14 protein-coding genes are annotated in these 16442 nt (G+C 69.9%); 9 read left to right on the forward strand and 5 right to left on the reverse strand.

Annotated elements, in window-relative coordinates; genetic code table 11:
* Nucleotides 1-69 precede the first annotated feature (69 nt).
* A complete protein-coding gene (locus tag E0H92_RS38845) occupies nucleotides 70-702 on the forward strand; it encodes a LysE family translocator (RefSeq protein WP_131499803.1) in 633 nt (210 codons plus the stop codon).
* Here E0H92_RS38845 and E0H92_RS38850 read toward each other — a convergent pair.
* The gene (locus tag E0H92_RS38850) at nucleotides 699-1271 is read right to left on the reverse strand and encodes an NADPH-dependent F420 reductase (protein WP_131499804.1); all 573 of its coding nucleotides are present in this window, start codon (nucleotides 1269-1271) and stop codon (nucleotides 699-701) included. The two genes, E0H92_RS38845 and E0H92_RS38850, sit on opposite strands and share 4 nt — an antisense overlap.
* Nucleotides 1272-1348: 77 nt before the next feature.
* Between E0H92_RS38850 and E0H92_RS38855 the strand changes: the two genes are divergently transcribed.
* The gene (locus E0H92_RS38855) at nucleotides 1349-1831 is read left to right on the forward strand and encodes a MarR family winged helix-turn-helix transcriptional regulator (protein ID WP_202874046.1); all 483 of its coding nucleotides are present in this window, start codon (nucleotides 1349-1351) and stop codon (nucleotides 1829-1831) included.
* Here E0H92_RS38855 and E0H92_RS38860 read toward each other — a convergent pair.
* The gene (locus tag E0H92_RS38860; protein ID WP_131461041.1) at nucleotides 1809-2828 is read right to left on the reverse strand and encodes an L-idonate 5-dehydrogenase; all 1020 of its coding nucleotides are present in this window, start codon (nucleotides 2826-2828) and stop codon (nucleotides 1809-1811) included. The two genes, E0H92_RS38855 and E0H92_RS38860, sit on opposite strands and share 23 nt — an antisense overlap.
* Before the next feature lie 113 nt (nucleotides 2829-2941).
* Here E0H92_RS38860 and E0H92_RS38865 point away from each other — a divergent pair, with 113 nt between their 5' ends.
* From E0H92_RS38865 to E0H92_RS38875, 3 genes are read left to right on the forward strand one after another with little or no spacing between them, the layout of a single operon-like run.
* Complete coding sequence (locus E0H92_RS38865; RefSeq protein ID WP_131461040.1) at nucleotides 2942-3481, forward strand: hypothetical protein; 540 nt, start codon at nucleotides 2942-2944, stop codon at nucleotides 3479-3481.
* A gap of 12 nt (nucleotides 3482-3493) precedes the next feature.
* Nucleotides 3494-6787, forward strand: a complete 3294-nt coding sequence (locus tag E0H92_RS38870) for a LodA/GoxA family CTQ-dependent oxidase (RefSeq protein ID WP_131499805.1) — start codon at nucleotides 3494-3496, stop codon at nucleotides 6785-6787.
* On the forward strand, nucleotides 6763-7974 hold the full coding sequence (locus E0H92_RS38875) for an NAD(P)/FAD-dependent oxidoreductase (protein WP_165550232.1): 1212 nt from the start codon (nucleotides 6763-6765) through the stop codon (nucleotides 7972-7974). Before E0H92_RS38870 ends, E0H92_RS38875 begins: the two co-directional genes overlap by 25 nt.
* Here the strand turns inward: E0H92_RS38875 and E0H92_RS38880 are convergent.
* The 3 genes from E0H92_RS38880 to E0H92_RS38890 are packed head-to-tail and all read right to left on the reverse strand — an operon-like array spanning nucleotide 7946 to nucleotide 12576.
* A complete protein-coding gene (locus tag E0H92_RS38880; RefSeq protein ID WP_131499807.1) occupies nucleotides 7946-8524 on the reverse strand; it encodes a dihydrofolate reductase family protein in 579 nt (192 codons plus the stop codon). The genes E0H92_RS38875 and E0H92_RS38880 overlap by 29 nt on opposite strands.
* A gap of 36 nt (nucleotides 8525-8560) precedes the next feature.
* Complete coding sequence (locus E0H92_RS38885; RefSeq protein ID WP_131499808.1) at nucleotides 8561-9130, reverse strand: DinB family protein; 570 nt, start codon at nucleotides 9128-9130, stop codon at nucleotides 8561-8563.
* Nucleotides 9131-9153: 23 nt separating this feature from the next.
* Nucleotides 9154-12576, reverse strand: a complete 3423-nt coding sequence (locus E0H92_RS38890; RefSeq protein WP_131499809.1) for an error-prone DNA polymerase — start codon at nucleotides 12574-12576, stop codon at nucleotides 9154-9156.
* Nucleotides 12577-12657: 81 nt separating this feature from the next.
* Between E0H92_RS38890 and E0H92_RS45365 the strand changes: the two genes are divergently transcribed.
* From E0H92_RS45365 to infA, 4 genes are all read left to right on the forward strand, one after another.
* Complete coding sequence (locus E0H92_RS45365; protein ID WP_131499810.1) at nucleotides 12658-14268, forward strand: helix-turn-helix transcriptional regulator; 1611 nt, start codon at nucleotides 12658-12660, stop codon at nucleotides 14266-14268.
* Nucleotides 14269-14388: 120 nt separating this feature from the next.
* Nucleotides 14389-15228, forward strand: coding sequence for an alpha/beta fold hydrolase (locus E0H92_RS38900; protein WP_131499811.1), 840 nt, complete (start codon nucleotides 14389-14391; stop codon nucleotides 15226-15228).
* A 184-nt stretch (nucleotides 15229-15412) separates the two neighbouring features.
* Nucleotides 15413-16180 (forward strand): GNAT family N-acetyltransferase, encoded by a 768-nt coding sequence (locus E0H92_RS38905; RefSeq protein ID WP_131499812.1) that lies wholly within the window; start codon nucleotides 15413-15415, stop codon nucleotides 16178-16180.
* A 1-nt stretch (nucleotide 16181) separates the two neighbouring features.
* A complete protein-coding gene (infA, locus tag E0H92_RS38910; RefSeq protein ID WP_131294988.1) occupies nucleotides 16182-16406 on the forward strand; it encodes a translation initiation factor IF-1 in 225 nt (74 codons plus the stop codon).
* Nucleotides 16407-16442 lie beyond the last annotated feature (36 nt).

The following is a 16442-nucleotide window of genomic DNA, read 5'->3' on the forward strand; positions in this document are numbered from 1 at the left end:
GGCAGCAAACCGATCTCATGGGTAAGCGCTTGCCAGCATGTGGTCGGCGTCCCGTGCGACGATCGGAGGATGCCGATCGATCAGCACCTTCTGCTCGCGTTCCTGCTGACCACGACGATCGCGATGGTCACGCCCGGACCGGACATGCTGTTCATCCTCGGCTGCGGGATGCGCAGCGGGCCGCGGGCCGGGCTGCTGGCGACGGCCGGGGTCGCGACGAGTGAGGCGGTGCACGTCGCGGTGGCCGCGGCCGGGTTGGCCGCGTTGTTCGCGGCGGTGCCGGTCGCGTTCACCACGGTGCGGATCGTCGGCGCGGCGTACCTGGTCTATCTCGGTGTGCAGATGATCCGGCACCGCAACGATCCCGTCGACGAGACGCCGGCCGGCCAGGCCGCGATGTCGGGGCGGAAGGCCTACCTCGCCGGGCTGACCACGAACCTGCTGAACCCGAAGATGGTCACGTTCACGATCGCGTTCCTGCCGCAGTTCGTGGTGCCGTCGCGGGGTCAGGTGTGGCTGCAGTTCGTGGTGCTCGGGGCGATCCTGATCGTCCTGGAGTTCCTGGTCGACGGGACGGTCGGCCTGCTGGCCGGGCGGATCGGGAACTGGCTGCGCACCCGGCGTACCGCCCGGCGCCGGATCGACACCGCCACCGGCGGCATCTTCATCGGACTCGGCGTCCGCCTCGCTCTTCTGCGTTAGTTGAGGCTGAATCCGCCGGTCCAGGCGACCTTCTCGCCGACGGCGAGTGTCAACTGGAGGAAGCCGGCCGCTTCGAGCTCGCGGGCGCGCTTGAGCGAGCCGGCGTCGACGGCCTGCAGACCGCCGGCGGAGACGATGCCCACCAGCAGCGCCTTCGCGTCGGCGTCGTCACCCGCGACCAGGACGGTCGTCGGCGCGTCGCCGGCCTTACCGGTGGCGACCGTGGCGGCGAAGTTGGTGTTGAAGGCCTTCAGCACCTTGGAGTCCGGGAGCTGCTCGGCCAGCTCGGCGGCCGCGGAACCGTCCGCGGGAACCACCAGCGAGTCGAACGTCTCGAAGTTCAGCGGGTTGCTGATGTCGACGACGACCTTGCCGGCCAGCTGATCGGCCCGGTCGGCGAGCACCTGACCGAAGGCCGGGTACGGCGTCGCGAGGATCACGACCTCACCGGTGACCGGCTTGTCCTTGTCGGTGGAGTTGAACAGTTCGACGGTGTTGCCGCCCTTGGCGACGACGGCCGCGATCGCCTGTCCCATGTTCCCGCTGCCGATGATGCTGACGTGCGTCATACCCGCTCCTTTTGATTGTACCTTCAATCATCACGATAGCGCAGAATGGTTGTAGCTACAACCATTAGGATGGTGCCGTGAGCACACGGTGGCTGGACGACGCGGAGATGACGGCCTGGGTGCGGCTGGCCGCCGTTCTCGAACTGCTGCCCGGTGTCCTCGACTCGCAACTGCGACGGGACGCCGAGCTGACCCATTACGAGTACTACGTGCTGGCGATGCTGTCCGAGGCGCCGAAGCGGACACTGCGGATGACCGCGCTGGCGCAGCGGACCAACGCCACGCTCCCCCGGCTGTCACACGTGGTGAAGCGCCTCGAGGACCGCGGGATCGTCGAGCGGTTCCCCTGCCCGGAGGACGCCCGCGCCACCAACGCGCGGCTGACCGCGGCCGGCTGGAAGAAGATCCGCGCGACCGCGCCCGGTCATGTCGAGACGGTCCGGCAGCACGTCATCGACGTACTCACGCCCGAGCAGATCACCCAGCTTGCCGCGATCACCGGCGCGATCCTCGAATCGGTCGACCCCGACGGCAACCTCAGGCCGGTGTATCGCCGCTGAGATCCAGCAGGACCTTCGACGCGACGGTGCGGTCGGTCGCGAGGTCGAACGCGGCGCGCGCCTCGTCGAGCGGGAACGTGTGCGTGACGATCGGGTCGACGGGCAGCCCGCCGGCCAGCCACGCGATCGCGGTGTCGAACTCGTGGTCGAACCGGAACGCACCGGTCAGCGTCAGCTCACGGGTCATCAGCAGGCTCCCCGGGAACGCGGTGTCGCCTCCTGGCAACGATCCGACCTGTACGACGGTGCCGCCCCGGCGGACCCGCTCCAGACAGGTCCGCAACCCAGCCGCCGTACCCGACGCCTCGATCGCGACGTCGATCGCGTCCGGCCAGTCCGCCGTACCGACGCGGATCGTGTGCGTCGCTCCGACCTCACGCGCCAGTGCGAGCGGCGCCTCCTGCAGATCGGTCGCGATCACCTCTCGCGCACCCGACCGACGCAACGCCGCCACGACGAGCAGCCCGATCGGTCCCGCGCCGGTGACGAGCACCCGCTTCCCGTCCACGGCGCCTTCGCCGGCCTGCCGTACGGCGTGAATCGCCACCGACAACGGCTCCGCGAGTACGGCGGTGCGCAGCGCCAGCCCCTCCGGTAGCACCCGCACCTGGTCGGCACGGACGATCAGCTCCTGCACGAACCCGCCCTGAATGTGCGGGTCCCGCGCCGCACTCCCGAGATAGTTGCTGTAGGCACAGATGTTCCGCTGGTCCTGGAGACATTCCGGGCAGGAACCGCACGGCGTCGCCGGGTGGATCCCGACCGGCGTGCCGGCCGGAAGGTCGCCGGCGCTGACTCGCCCGACCACTTCGTGCCCGAGCACCAGCGGCTGCTTGATGCGGAAGTCCCCCACCCCGCCGTCGTGGTAGTAGTGCAGGTCCGACCCGCAGATCCCGCCGTACGCGATCCGCACCGCGACCTGCCCCGCCCCCGGCTCGACGTCCGGCCGCTCCTCGACCCGCAGATCCCCCGCACCGTGCGCGACACACGCGTACACGTACCCACCACCCTCAACTCGCCGACGAACCGACCCTATCCGGGTCGCCTCCTCGAACCGAATGTATCGGCGGGAGGCGTGGGGGCCTCCGTTTGTGTAGGGGGGGAACTGTCATGAGCAACACAGTCGGGCCGCAACGCAAGCGCACCACCATCGGCGTACGGCGGAACTCGCGGCGGGTGATCGTCGCGATCAACATCATCGAGGCCGTGATCGCCCTGCCGTGTCTCGTCGCGGCGTACGGGCTCGCGGAGCATCTCGTCGCGGCCCAGGAGACCGCCGGACCGCACCAGGTCGTCAGCCAGTCGGTCGCGCACCTCGCGATCACGCTGAACATGAGTCTGCTGATCGTCGGCGCGGCCGCCGGGGCGGTCGGCAGCGTGATCCAGCAGAGTATGGCGTTCGCTCGCAACGCCGCACCGGATCATCCGGTCGCCTGGTACGTCATGCGCCCGCTGTGGTCCGCCCTGCTCGGTTCGGTCTCGGTGATCGCCGTCAACACCGGCCTGCTCAGCATCGGCGACGACACCACGTCCAGCGCCGCGGTCGCCGTTCTCGTCCTGACCGGCTGCCTGGCCGGCCTGTTCACCGACCAGGTCCTGCGCCGTCTCCGCCGCATGCTCGACCGCGGCCCGCGTCCACGCACCAACTAGGGGGAGCAAAGAATGGCCACGACGTACAAGATCCATCCGGCGATCGGCATCGCCCGGGTCGGCAACAGTCCGGACGAGTTCTTCGTCGGACCGGAGCACCTCGGCGAACGACCGGAACCACCGGGCGGGTTCAAGGACGCCCAGTGCCGCGTCAAACGGCAGGCGGCGCGCTTCCGGATCTTCGCGCACCACGACGACGGCAACGTCGAGGAGATCGACGACGCGGCCGCCGAGATCTCGTGGACCGTTCACCTGGTGAACGCCAAGGCCGCGCACCCGAACCGCGGCAACAGCGAGCCCGCCGGTCAGCTCACGATCGACCCGGGCGCGCGGACCCTCACCGGGCCCGATCAGCGCGAGCTCCTCGACACCGGCACGATCGACTTCTCCGGACAACCGCCGGTGACCGTGCCACTCGGTGAGATCCGCACCGACGACGACAACCACCTGCTCGTCCTCGGCGGGCACGGCGCCGCCGCGTCACCGGCCGGCAACGTGATCGGCAGCTTCTGGGGCAACGCCGGCTGGTACGACGACGTGTCGGACGGACCGGTGACGGCGACGATCACCTTGCGCTCGGACAACTCGACGCCGTCGGTCGAGGGCGCCTGGGCGATCGTCGCGCCGCCGAAGTTCGCGCCGCACCAGGACAGCGTGACCACGCTCTACGACCGGGTCCTGCAGCACATGATCGACCTCGGACACGTACCCGCGCCGACCACGACGTCGTACACGAACGACGTCTATCCGATCCTGCAGCGCGCCCGCGACATGCGGTGGGTGGAAGGGATCTTCGGCGCGCACAGCTGGCCGGATCCGGTGACGTCGCAGCCGCTCGTCGACGCGATCTTCGCGCGACTCGACCCGCCCGGCGACATGCCTGCCCTCAACGGGAGCGACTCCGCGCTGACGCCGACGCAGTACGCGCACATGCAGCGCTGGCAGGCCGGCAACTACACGGCGGACTGGGCCGGCGTACCGGAACCGCAGACCGACCTGACCCCGGACGGCATGGATCGCGCGGCCCTCGAGGCCTGTGTCGGCGGCGCGTTCTTCCCCGGGATCGAGGCCGGCGGGCTGTCCGCGGGCGACCGGCCGATCATCGAGACGACGTACACCGCGGCGTTCCGGATCTCGTCCACCGCCGGCACGATCAGCCAGGCGATGGCGTTGCCGTGGCACGCCGACTTCAAGGCGTGCGGTGACAACTGGTGGCCGGTGCCGCGGCCGAACGACGTGATCGTGCAGGACACCGGCAGCCCGGGTCGCTGGGATCGCGACGTCACGAGCATGGACGACATGGTCACGCTGTGGCACACGCTCGGGTTCGTCGTCGAGCAGGGCGCCGAGCACGTCGAGGTCGAGCACTGCGACGAGTCGTCGATCACGCTGCTCACCCCCGAGCTGCGTTTCATCGACGTACCGCAGGGGCCGATGGGCATGGTGCGCGAGGCCGCGCTGGCGATCAGCTTCGAGGTGCTGTCGCCGGGGTCCGCCGTCACGCTCGACTACGCCCCCGGAGGTGCGCCGGCGCATCCGCAACTGGTGGCCGCCACCACGTCGGTCACCGTCGGCCCGACCGCGCCAAACGGCGTGGCGACCGCCCGGTTGTGGGTCGTGTACCGGACCGGCACGGCGCCGTCGTCCATCCCGCCGCAAGTACTCACGGTCCGCGAGGCCGCGTCCGGCCAGACCTGGGACGTGACAGTCACCGGCAACACGGTCGCGCGTACGACGGCTGCCACCGCGCTGGTACTGGATCGCTCGGGCAGCATGAGCGAGGACCGCGGCGACGGTCAGAGCAAACACGTGGCGCTGCAGCAGGCGGCGAACATCTTCGTCGACCTGATGCTCGAAGGCGACGGTGTCGGCATCGTCCGGTACAACGAGGACGCGCAGCCGTTGCAGTCCGTCCTCGAGCTCGGCGCGGGCGGGCTGTCCGACGTGAACCGCAACGCGACCCACGACACGATCAACGGCACCGGCCTCGATCCGCAGGGCGCGACGTCGATCGGCGACGGCATCTTCGAGGGCCGCGCGCTGCTCGACGCGGCCCCGCCGTACGACGTGAAATCGCTGGTCGTCCTCACAGACGGCATCGAGAACAGTCCGCGGATGATCTCGGACGTCGCCGCGCAGATCAACGAGCGCACGTACGCCGTCGGACTCGGTCAGCCGCAGAACATCAGCGTGCCCGCGCTGCAGACGATCTCCGGCAACAACGGCGGGTACCTGCTGGTGACGGGCGCGATCACCACCGACAACAGGTTCCTGCTGCAGAAGTACTTCCTGCAGGTGCTGGCCGGGATCAGCAACGCCGAGGTGGTGCTCGACCCGGACGGCGAGCTGAGTCCCGGCGCGGTGCACCGCATCCCGTTCCAGCTCTCGGACGGTGACTCGGGTGTGGACGTCGTACTGCTGACGCCTCGTCCGGATGCCGTCGACTTCCGGCTCCAGACACCCAACGGTCTCCTGATCGAACCGTGGCGGGCGCAGGCCGAGCCGGCGATGCGGTACGTGACCGGCGACGGCGTCGCGTACTACCGGATCACCCTGCCCGTCCAGCTCCGGCCGGGCCGTTTCGACCAGGCCGGGACCTGGCACGCGTTACTCACGATCGGGCGGCCGCATACCGGGAGGACCCCTGATGACTCCGATGGCGTCGACCTGTCGATCCTCCGCGGCCGGGCCAACCAGCCGATGCGACCGGCCGCACCCACGCGGCGCCCGTTCGAGTTCGAGCGCGCCTTCGCGGTCGCGAACGAACCGGCCGGGGACGAGCAGCAGCCGGGACGGCGTGGCCTTCCGTACAGCCTGGTGGTGCACTCCTACTCGAACGTGTCGCTGCGCGCCGTGGCCGACCAGCGATCCTTCGAGCCGGGCGCCGAGGTGACTGTGCGGGCCACGCTCACTCAGTCCGGCGTGCCGGTCGACGGCGATCCGTCGGTCTGGGCCGATGTCACGCGCCCGGATGGTTCGTTGGCGACGCTGAGCCTGGCTCCGGCTGGGCCCGGGGAGTTCGCGGGGACCTTCGGTACGACGCTGCCTGGCGTCTACCGGATCCGCGTACGCGCCCGCGGCCGTACTCGCGTGGGCCGGCCGTTCACGCGGGAACGGACGCTCACCGCGGCCGTGTGGCGCGGCGGCGACAACCCACCAACTCCTTCTGGCGGTGACTCGTTCTGCGAGTGGTTGTCCTGCCTGTTCAAGGACGGGGTCATCGACGAGAAGCTGATCGAGCGGCTGCGGCGGCTCGGGTTCGACCTCGACGCACTTCGCAAGTGCCTGCGCGGTTGCGGTTGCTGATCGTGTCTACGACGTACGACGTCGTTGTCGCCGGCGGAGGGCCCGCCGGCGCAGCGACCGCCCTGCGACTGGCTGCTTCGGGGTTCTCCGTCGCGCTACTCGAACGCAGCCGCTTCGATCGTCCGCGGGTCGGTGAAACGCTTGCCCCCAGCATCCAGCCGTTGCTGCGGGACCTCGGGGTCTGGGGGCAGTTCGTTGCCCTGGGCCCGTTGCCGTCCTGGGGCACCCGGAGCATCTGGAGCAGCACGGAACCGGCCGCGCACTCGCATCTCGAGAACGGCTACGCCAGCGGGTGGCATGTCGATCGCCGGCTCTTCGACCGGATGCTCCTTGACGCGGCGGTCGACGCCGGAGTGGCGGTCGCGTTGGGCACGTCCCTTGTCGGCTCCCGGTACGACGGCCTGTGGCAACTCACCTGCTCCGGCGGCCGTCGCCTCACGGGCCGGGTCCTGATCGACGCGACCGGCCGCTCGGCCACCATCGGGCGGTCGCTCGGCGCGCGGCGTATCGCCTTCGACCGCCTGGTCGGGATCACGGCCCAATGGAACGGCGTGGATGTCACCGCCGAGCAGTACCTGCTGATCGAGTCGGTCTCCGACGGCTGGTGGTACACCGCACCCCTTCCCGGGAACGTGATGGTCGGCATGTTCATGACCGACGCCGACATCTGCCGCCGCCACAACCTCGCGGCCCCAAGGCCCTGGCGTGCCCACCTCGCATCCGCGACCGCAACCGCACTCCGCGTCGACGCCGCCCTCCGCTCAACCACACCGGACGGCAACTCCGCCGTACGCCTGGCGCCAGGTCCCCGGCTGCACTCCGCCGTACATCCGGCGACAGGTCCGCGGGTGTACTCCGCAGCCAGCCATCGCCTAGTACGGCCCGGTGACAGCCGCCCCTGGCTCGCAGTCGGCGACGCCGCGCTCGCCGTCGACCCCATCTCAGGCAGCGGCGTACCCCGAGCCCTCCGTACCGCCGAAGCCGCCGCAACAACAGCCGCCCACCTGCTCACCCACCCCGCCGACCGCAGCCCGCTCACCTCGTACGAGTCCACCCGCAACGCCGAGTGCACCACGTACCTGTCCACCCGCGCCGACTACTACGCCGTCGCCCTCCCCCATCCAAACCCCTTCTGGTCCCGGCGCCGGGCCCTCGAAGCTACCGGTGGAGGGTCGGGCGGTAGATGAGTTCCTGAGTGTTGCCGTCGAGGGTGCGGGCCTCGAGCAGCTCAAGATCGAAGTCGGCCGCGCCCCCGAACACCGGATCCACCCCGGTCCGGCCGGTGATCACCGGAAACACCGTCACCTGAACCCGATCGACCAGCCCGGCAGCCAGCAGCGCCCGGTTCAGCGACAAGCTGCCGTGCGACCGCAACGGCACATCGGACTCTTCCTTCAGCCGCGCAACGATCTCGACGGCATCCCCGCTCGCCACCGTCGCATCCGGCCAGTCGAGCGGCTCCCGCAACGTGCTCGACACGACCGTCGCCGGCAACTCCCGCATCCGCGTCACCCATGCATCCCGAGCCTCGTCGCCCTCGGCACTCGCCGCCAGCATCTCCGCATGCGCCCTGTACGTGGTGGCCCCGAACACCATCCGCAACTCCCCCGAATACAAACCCAGCCGCCGCTCGAGCAACTCCGGCCCTTGCTTCCCCCAATACCCACCCCAGTCACCGCTGTGCGCCCCGAACCCATCGAGGCTGGAAAAGACGTCGAACGTATAGGTAGCAGTCATCACGCGCTCCTCAAGTAGGTCGGCCACTCACCCCTACTACGAACCGATCGCCGCCGATCCGACACGCAGGTAGAGATCCCGAAGCAAACAGATCTCCGCGCCGTGATGAATCAGCTCGACATTCGTGTACAACATCTTCTTAGCCATCGGCGCGTGCGCGAACGCGGCCGGCTCCCCCTGCGGCTCCGCGAGTCCCGCCGTACCCATCGTGCGTACGCCGTCGATCCAGACCGCGTACTCCGCATCGAGCTGCCGCAACGCCTGCTCGGCCGTCCCCGCGTAGCAGTACGTCTGCTCGCCGACCGCCGGCCCTCCGAACTGCTTCCCGTTCGTCGACGCGAGCCCACCGATCAGGTGCGCCATCCGCCAGGCAATCGTCGTCACCGGCTCCAGCTCGTACGGCGGCTCGGCATAGTCCATCGTGAACTCACCGGCCCCCAACGACACCGGCGCCGAACTCTGCCCACGCCGGCTCACCGTCCAGCAGTCAGCCACCGGCTCCCAGAAATACTCTTCGTCACTCAGCCCCTCCAGCCGAGGCCGCAGCCGCCCCTGCCAATGCGCGTCGATCTGATCAACCACCTCAGCACCCCAGTCAACATCCATCCCCAGACCGTACTGTCACGAGGTCAGCGGAAGTCGCGGGACTTGGTGCGGGCGGCCAGGGGGAGGCGTTGGAGGTGGTCGGCGGAGAGGTTGGTTACCTCGCCGGCGCGTTCTACGCGGCCGCGGATGATCATGGCGGCGGCGTTGCGGGCCACGGCGGCGTGGCGGTGCCAGCAGCCGACGGTGATGACGATGTTCGCCATACCGGTCTCGTCCTCGAGGTTCATGAACGTGACACCCGAAGCGGTGGCCGGGCGCTGGCGATGGGTGACCACCCCGGCGACCCGGACGCGGGCGCCGTCGGGGGCCTGGCGAAGTTCGGCCGCGGACAGGATGCCGTCGGCGCGGAGCCGGTCGCGGACCCGTTGCATCGGATGGCTGTCGGTGGTGATCGAGGTGGACCACAGATCCGCCATATCGGCCTCGATGTCACTCATCCCGGGCAGCGTCGGCGGCGGGCCGGCCGCGGTGATCCCGGCCAGCTGGCCCGGACGCTCCTCGGCCGCCCGGCCCGCCTCCCACAAGGCCTGCCGCCGGTCGAGCCCGAAGCAGTCGAATGCCCCCGCGGTCGCCAGCGCCTCGACCTGTGCCGCGGTGATCCCGGTACGCCGGACCAGGTCGGCCATCTCGGTGAACGGCCCGCCCCGATCCCGCTCCTCGACGATCAGCTTCGCGCCCTTCTCCCCCACGGTGCGTACTTCGGCCAGCCCGAGCCGGACCGCGAACGCCCCGTCCCTCCGGTGCACCGTGGTGTCGAACGGCGCCCGCGGATCGAACGGACCCACCAACGGCTGCGGATCGGCCAGACACGCGTCGAGACCGGTCGGCCCAGTCAGCTCCTGCCCCTCGACCAGCAGCTCGAGCCCCGCGTCGACCCCCGAGAGCTCCAGGTGCGGACGGCGTACCTCGACACCGTGCCGGCGGGCGTCGGCGACCAGGGACTGCGGTGAGTAGAACCCCATCGGCTGTGCCCGGAGCAGCGCGGCCAGGAACGCGGCCGGGTAGTGCAGCCGCAGCCACGTGCTGGAGTAGACGAGCAGCGCGAAGCTGATCGAGTGCGACTCGGCGAACCCGAAGTTCGCGAACGCCTCGATCTTGGCGTAGATCTCGTCGGCCAGCTCCCCGGTGATCCCGTTGCCCGCCATCCCGGCGTACAGCTTGTCCTTCAGGGACGAGATCTTCTCGATACCGCGTTTGGACCCCATCGCGCGGCGCAGCAGGTCGGCCTCGTCGCCGTCGATCTCGCCGACCGCCATCGCCATCTGCATCAGCTGCTCCTGGAACAGCGGCACGCCCATGGTCCGCTCCAGCACCGGCTCCAGCTTCGGGTGCAGGTAGGTGATCGGCTCCTCCCCGGTCCGGCGGCGGATGTACGGATGCACGGCGCCGCCCTGGATCGGGCCGGGCCGGATCAGCGCGATCTCGGTGACCAGGTCGTAGAACCGCCGCGGTTTCAGCCGCGGCAGGGTTGCCATCTGCGCGCGGGACTCCACCTGGAACACCCCCACCGAGTCCGCGTGGCAGAGCTGGTCGTAGACCCCGGCCTCCTCCCGCGGGATCGTGTGCAGCTCCCACGACTCCCCGATCCGCTCGCGGACCATGTCCAGGCAGTACTGCAGCGCGGCCAGCATGCCGAGCCCGAGCAGGTCGAACTTGACCAGCCCCATCCACGCGCAGTCGTCCTTGTCCCACTGCAGGACCGTGCGGTTCTCCATCCGGGCGTGCTCGATCGGCACCACCTCGCCGACCGGGCGCTCGGTCAGCACCATCCCGCCGGAGTGGATCCCCAGGTGCCGCGGGAACTTCAGCAGCTCGGTCGCCATCCCCACCACCTGCGGCGGGATGTCGTGCTCGGTCGACGTGATCTCCGGGCTCCAGCCGTCCACCTGTTTCGACCACGCGTCCTGCTGACCGACGGAGTACCCCAGCGCCTTGGCCATGTCCCGGACGGCGGACTTCGGGCGGTACGAGATCACGTTCGCCACCTGGGCGGCGTTGTGCCGGCCGTACTTGGAGTAGACGTGCTGGATCACCTCCTCGCGGCGTCCGGAGTCGAAGTCGACGTCGATGTCCGGCTCCTCGGCGCGGGTGGTGGCCAGGAACCGCTCGAACGGCAGGTTGTAGAGGATGCTGTCCACCGCGGTGATCCCGAGCGCGTAGCAGACCGCGGAGTTCGCCGCCGATCCCCTGCCCTGACAGAGGATCCCGTGGTCGTGCGCGAACCGGACGATGTCCTCCACGATCAGGAAGTACCCCGGGAACTCCTTCTCCTCGATCACGGCCAGCTCGCGGGTCAACCGCTCGTACGCGTCCGGGCGTTGTTCGCGGGTCCCGTACCGCTTCGCGGCGCCCTCGAAGGTCAGGTGCCGCAACCACGACATCGGGGTATGACCGTCGGGTACGTCGCGCAACGGCAGCTTCGGCTTCGCGCGGGCGAGGTCGAACGCGAGCTGGTCCGCCAGCGTCACCGAGCGCGCCACCGCCCCGTCGTACCGCTGGAAGCGGGCGGTCATCTCCGCCCCGGAGCGCACAAACGCCATCCCGCTCGACGGCAGCCAGCCGTCCATCGCGTCCAGGTCGCGACGGGCCCGTACGGCGGCCAGCGCGGCCGCCAGCTTGTGCTGGGCCGGGGTCGCGTAATGAACGTTGTTCGTGGCAACTACCGGGAGGCCGCGGTCGGCGGCCAGGCCGGCCAGGACCCGGTTCCGCGTGGTGTCGGCGGGGACGTGGTGGTCGATCAGCTCGACGACCACCCGGTCCTTGCCGAACAGCGCGGTCAGCCGGTCGAGCTCGCGGCCGGCCGCCGTCGGACCGTCGGCATGCCCCCCGAGCTCCAGCGCCTGCCGGACCAGCCCCTTGCGGCAACCGGTGAGAATCACCCAGTCGCGACCGACCGAGGCCAACTCCTCCAAGACATAGACCGGCTTCCCCTTCTCTCCGCCGGCAAGCTGCGCCTCGGTGATGGCACCGGCCAAGGCGTGATACCCCTCCTGCCCCTCGGCCAGCACCAGCAGGTGACTGCCCTCAGGGTCGGCCACCCCGTTCTGCGGGCCGGTCAGCCCCAGCGACAGCTCCGCCCCGAACACGGTCGGCATCGAGTACGCCGCCGCGGCCTCGGCGAACCGCGCGGCGCCGTAGAACCCGTCGTGATCGGTCAGCGCCAGCGCGTGCAGCCCTTGCCGCACAGCCGCCTCGACCAGATCCTCCGGCTGCGAGGCGCCGTCCAGAAAGGAGAAGTTCGAGTGGACGTGGAGCTCGGCGTACGGCACCGAATGCTCCGGCCGGGCGGCCTTCGAAGCCACATACGGCCCCCGATGCTGCGACCACGCCGGACTGTCACCGCCGTCCCCCGTCACCGGCCGCCCACCATGACTACCCGGCCGCGAGCGGTCCGAGAGCTTGCGCTCCAGCTCGGACCACTTGATCGGCGGGTTGTTGTACCCCATGACCACATATTAGAACACGTGTTCGACACCGCAAAATCTGCGCGGGAGGTAGCCTGCTAGTAAGTCGAGGGGGCACGACGGGTGGACGAGCACACGGACAAGCTCACCCTGGCGCGGCAGGCCTACACGGCACGGGACTGGGCCACCGCCGCGGCGCTCTTCGACGTGGTCGCGACCGAGCAGCTGACCTCGACCGACCTCACCGCGTACGCCGATGCCGCCTGGTGGCTCGGCCGGATCGAGGACACCCTGCGGCTGAACGCCGCCGCGTGCGACGCCTTCCTGGCCGCCTTCCGGCCGGTCGAGGCCGCCTGGACCGCCATGGTGCTGGGCATTTTCCACCTGGGACGTGGTGACGAGCCACAGGGCATGGGCTGGATCGGCCGGGCCGGACGTCTGCTGCAGGGAGCACCCGAGTGCAAGGTGCACGGCTACCTGCTGCACCTGACCGAGGTGGAGACGAACCTGCAGGCAGGCCGGCCCGCGGCAGCGGCGGATGCGGCCCGCCGGACACAGGACCTCGGCCGCAGGCTCGGCCAGCCAGACCTGGTGGCTCTGGGCCTGAACGGCGAGGGCCGCGCCCTGATCAGGTCCGGCCAGGTGGCCGACGGGCTGAGGTTGCTCGACGAGGCGATGATCACCGTCCTGGACGGCCGGCTCGACCCGTTCGCGTCGGGCACTCTCTACTGCCACACCGTCGCGACCTGTCACCAGGTCGCCGACATCCGCCGGATGAGCCGCTGGATCGGCCTGACCGAGCAATGGCTGGCCACCTTCCCCGCCGCCGTCGCGTTCGGGGGCTTGTGCGCGGTCCACCGGGCGCAGCTCCAGTTGCTCCGCGGCGAGTGGGACGAGGCCGAGCGAACCGCGCTGCGGGTCGTGACGGACCTGGACGCCAACCGGATCGACTACGCCGCGGAGGCCTGGTACGTCGTGGCCGAGGTACGCCGGCTGCGTGGCGATCCGAGCGCCGCCGACGCGTACGACGAAGCACATGCCCGCGGGCGGGATCCGCAGCCGGGACGCGCGCTGCTGCAGCTTCAGAAGAACCAGCCCGCAGCCGCCGCGACGTCGGTGCGCTCTGCCGTGGCCGCGGCCGGCCCCGACCCGCTGCGCCGGGCCCCGCTGTGGGCCGCGGCCGTTGAGATCGCGATCTCCGCGGGCCGGCTGGAGGAGGCGTCGTCCGCGGCCTCCGAGCTCACCGCGACGGCAGCGACCTTCGGCACCTCGGGGCTGGAGGCGATGGCGGCGGCGGCACGCGGCGCGGTGCTACTGGCCCAGGACCACGCGGAGGAGGCGCTTCCGGTACTCCGTGACGCGTGCCGGCGCTGGCACGAACTCGGTGCGGCGTACGACGCCGCCGCAGTCTGTGTCCGGCTCGCGGTCGCCTATCGGGCGCTCGGCGACGAGACGTCTGCCGCTGCCGAGGTCGCACGGGCCGAGGCGACCTTCGAGCGGCTGGGAGCCTACCGCCAGGCCCTGGGCGCGCCCGACGGATTGACCGGCCGCGAGTGCGAGGTGCTGTCACTCGTGGCCGACGGCCGCTCCAACCGGGAGATCGGCCGGGCGCTGCACATCAGCGACCGCACGGTCGCGCGACACCTGACGAACGCCTTCCACAAGATCGGTGTCGCCTCACGGACCCAGGCGGCGCGCTACGCCATCGACCACGGGCTGACCGCTGGTCGGTGACGGTCGATCTACGCAGAACCGCGTAGATCACCCTCGGCAGATGGTCAATCGCACCGATGCCGGGACGGTCGCGCGCGATCTAGCGTCGCCGTACACGCACCTGTTCAGAAGGGGATCATCATGACTGACGAGCGAATCCACCGAACCGTCTCCGCAGACGGCACTGACATCGCCGGACGAGTACAGGGCCGGGGGCCGGCGCTGGTCCTGGTCCACGGCGGGATCGGTGACGGCGACCTCGCCTGGGAGGCACTCCTCCCCCATCTCACCGACCGCTTCACCTGCTATCTGCCCAGTACCCGCGGCCGGGGCCTGTCGGGTGACAACCCGGACCACTCGCCCGCACGCTTGGAGGAGGATGTCACCGCCTTCGTGGAGAGCATCGGCGAGCCGGTCTGTCTGGTCGGCTGGTCGGGCAGCGGAGCTTGGGTACTCGGGACGGCCACACACAGCCGAGCAGTCGCCGCCGTGGCCGCGTACGAGCCGGGTGTGATGTCGGTGATGCGAGAAGACGACCGCGCCGGCACCTTCGCCATGGCGCAGAGGATGGGTACGGCGGCCGCAGACGGGCGGCTCGTGGACGCGATGCGCGCGTTCGTGCCGTGGATCTGCAACGCCGAGGAGATCACTGCCCTGGCGGAGACGAACTTCGTCGAGCGATGGGCAGGCTGCGTCCCGGCGATGCTCCGGTTCATCCAGGGTGACGCGCTCCACGAGGGACCCCGGTCCACCGATCCCGCGGTACTCAGGACGATCGGCGTACCGGTCCTGCTCCTCCGGGGCAGGCAGACACTGCTCGACAGCTGGTTCACCGACGCGGCACAGTACATCGCCCGGTACGTCGCCGACGCACACGTCCGCGAACTGCCGGGCACCGGCCACTTCGCCCCGCTGGTGGCCCCGAGCCCTCTCGCCGACGAGCTGATCTCGTTCTTCGAGTCGGCCCGGCAACCGGCGTGACGTAAATGGCTGGCCGGTGCGGTCCGCCCGTTGGTACGGTGCCGTGGTCCGTGACATTCAGGCTTGGAGGTGATGCCCCGATGAACGCTGTAGCGCTGTGGGTGCTCCCCTCCCCGTGGTCACGGGCGGGCGATTGACGTAGGTGTCGTCGGGAGCGCCACGAGACTCCCGAAAGGAAACACCTATGCACACTGTGCGTTTCACGATCTCTCGTGTTGCCGACAACCAATGGCACGCGATCGAGAACGATCTGGTCGTCGGCCGTGGTCATGCGACGCGGCGGCTCGACGGGCGGACCTTCCTCAGCATCGACACCTGGCGTGATGCCGTCTTCCACCGGCTCGCCGCCGCCATGGTGGCCGATCAGCCCCACGACCAGGTCCAGTACACGGTGGTCGACGAGACCGACCGTGATCTGCTGACCAATTGGGTACTCGCGGGATTCGCGACCTGGCGCCGCGAGGCCGAGTTCGCGGTACCCACCGGACCGTCCCGGGCGACCGTGCCGTCGGGGGTGGTCATCACGACCGCCGACGAGGCGCCGCTGCGTGAGCTGGACCGCGCGATTCGCGGCGAGGTCGACGCCGCTGTCGGCTGGCACACGATGCCCGCGGAGGTGCTGCCCTGGCAGGGCGGTACGAGGCCGATCGATCCGTCGAAGTACACGGTCGCCGTCCGGGACGGCCGGTACGTCGGACTGGTCCGGGTCGCCACGATGACCCGGCGCCCGCGCATCGGGCTGGTCGCCGTACTGGCGGCCGAGCAACGGCACGGCGTCGGCCGGGCGCTGCTCGATCATGTGCTGGACGGTCTGCACAGCTGGGGCTTCGAAGCCGCCACGGCGGAGGTCGACGAGACCAACACGGCCGCGCTGGCGCTGTTCGAGGGGCTCGGCGCGCGCCGTACGGGCACCACCCTGGAATTGGTCCGCCGGCCGGGAAAGGCGGTCTGACATGCCCAGAGCAGCAGGCGGTATCGAGGTCGAGGGCATCGTCGTCGAGTGTCTCCGGAACGCCAGCTTCCGGGTCGAACTCAGCAACGGCCACAAGGTCCTCGCCCACATCAGCGGCAAGATCCGCAAGAACTACATCAAGATCGTCCTCGAGGACCGCGTCCTGGTCGAACTCAGCCCCTACGACCTGGACCGGGGCCGCATCATCTTCCGCTACCGGAACTGATCCATCTCACACATCTCCCGTCCCGATCAAGACTAG

It is taken from the genome of Kribbella speibonae (genome assembly GCF_004331375.1).
Lineage (GTDB): Bacteria > Actinomycetota > Actinomycetes > Propionibacteriales > Kribbellaceae > Kribbella > Kribbella sindirgiensis.

Coding starts and splice junctions, on each gene's coding strand:
- E0H92_RS38845 (WP_131499803.1), top strand. CDS start 70: ATGCCGATCGATCAGCACCTTCTGCTCGCGTTCCTGCTGACCACGACG.
- E0H92_RS38850 (WP_131499804.1), bottom strand. CDS start 1,271: ATGACGCACGTCAGCATCATCGGCAGCGGGAACATGGGACAGGCGATC.
- E0H92_RS38865 (WP_131461040.1), top strand. CDS start 2,942: ATGAGCAACACAGTCGGGCCGCAACGCAAGCGCACCACCATCGGCGTA.
- E0H92_RS38870 (WP_131499805.1), top strand. CDS start 3,494: ATGGCCACGACGTACAAGATCCATCCGGCGATCGGCATCGCCCGGGTC.
- E0H92_RS38880 (WP_131499807.1), bottom strand. CDS start 8,524: ATGACTGCTACCTATACGTTCGACGTCTTTTCCAGCCTCGATGGGTTC.
- E0H92_RS38885 (WP_131499808.1), bottom strand. CDS start 9,130: ATGGATGTTGACTGGGGTGCTGAGGTGGTTGATCAGATCGACGCGCAT.
- E0H92_RS38890 (WP_131499809.1), bottom strand. CDS start 12,576: ATGGGGTACAACAACCCGCCGATCAAGTGGTCCGAGCTGGAGCGCAAG.
- E0H92_RS38900 (WP_131499811.1), top strand. CDS start 14,389: ATGACTGACGAGCGAATCCACCGAACCGTCTCCGCAGACGGCACTGAC.
- E0H92_RS38905 (WP_131499812.1), top strand. CDS start 15,413: ATGCACACTGTGCGTTTCACGATCTCTCGTGTTGCCGACAACCAATGG.
- infA (WP_131294988.1), top strand. CDS start 16,182: ATGCCCAGAGCAGCAGGCGGTATCGAGGTCGAGGGCATCGTCGTCGAG.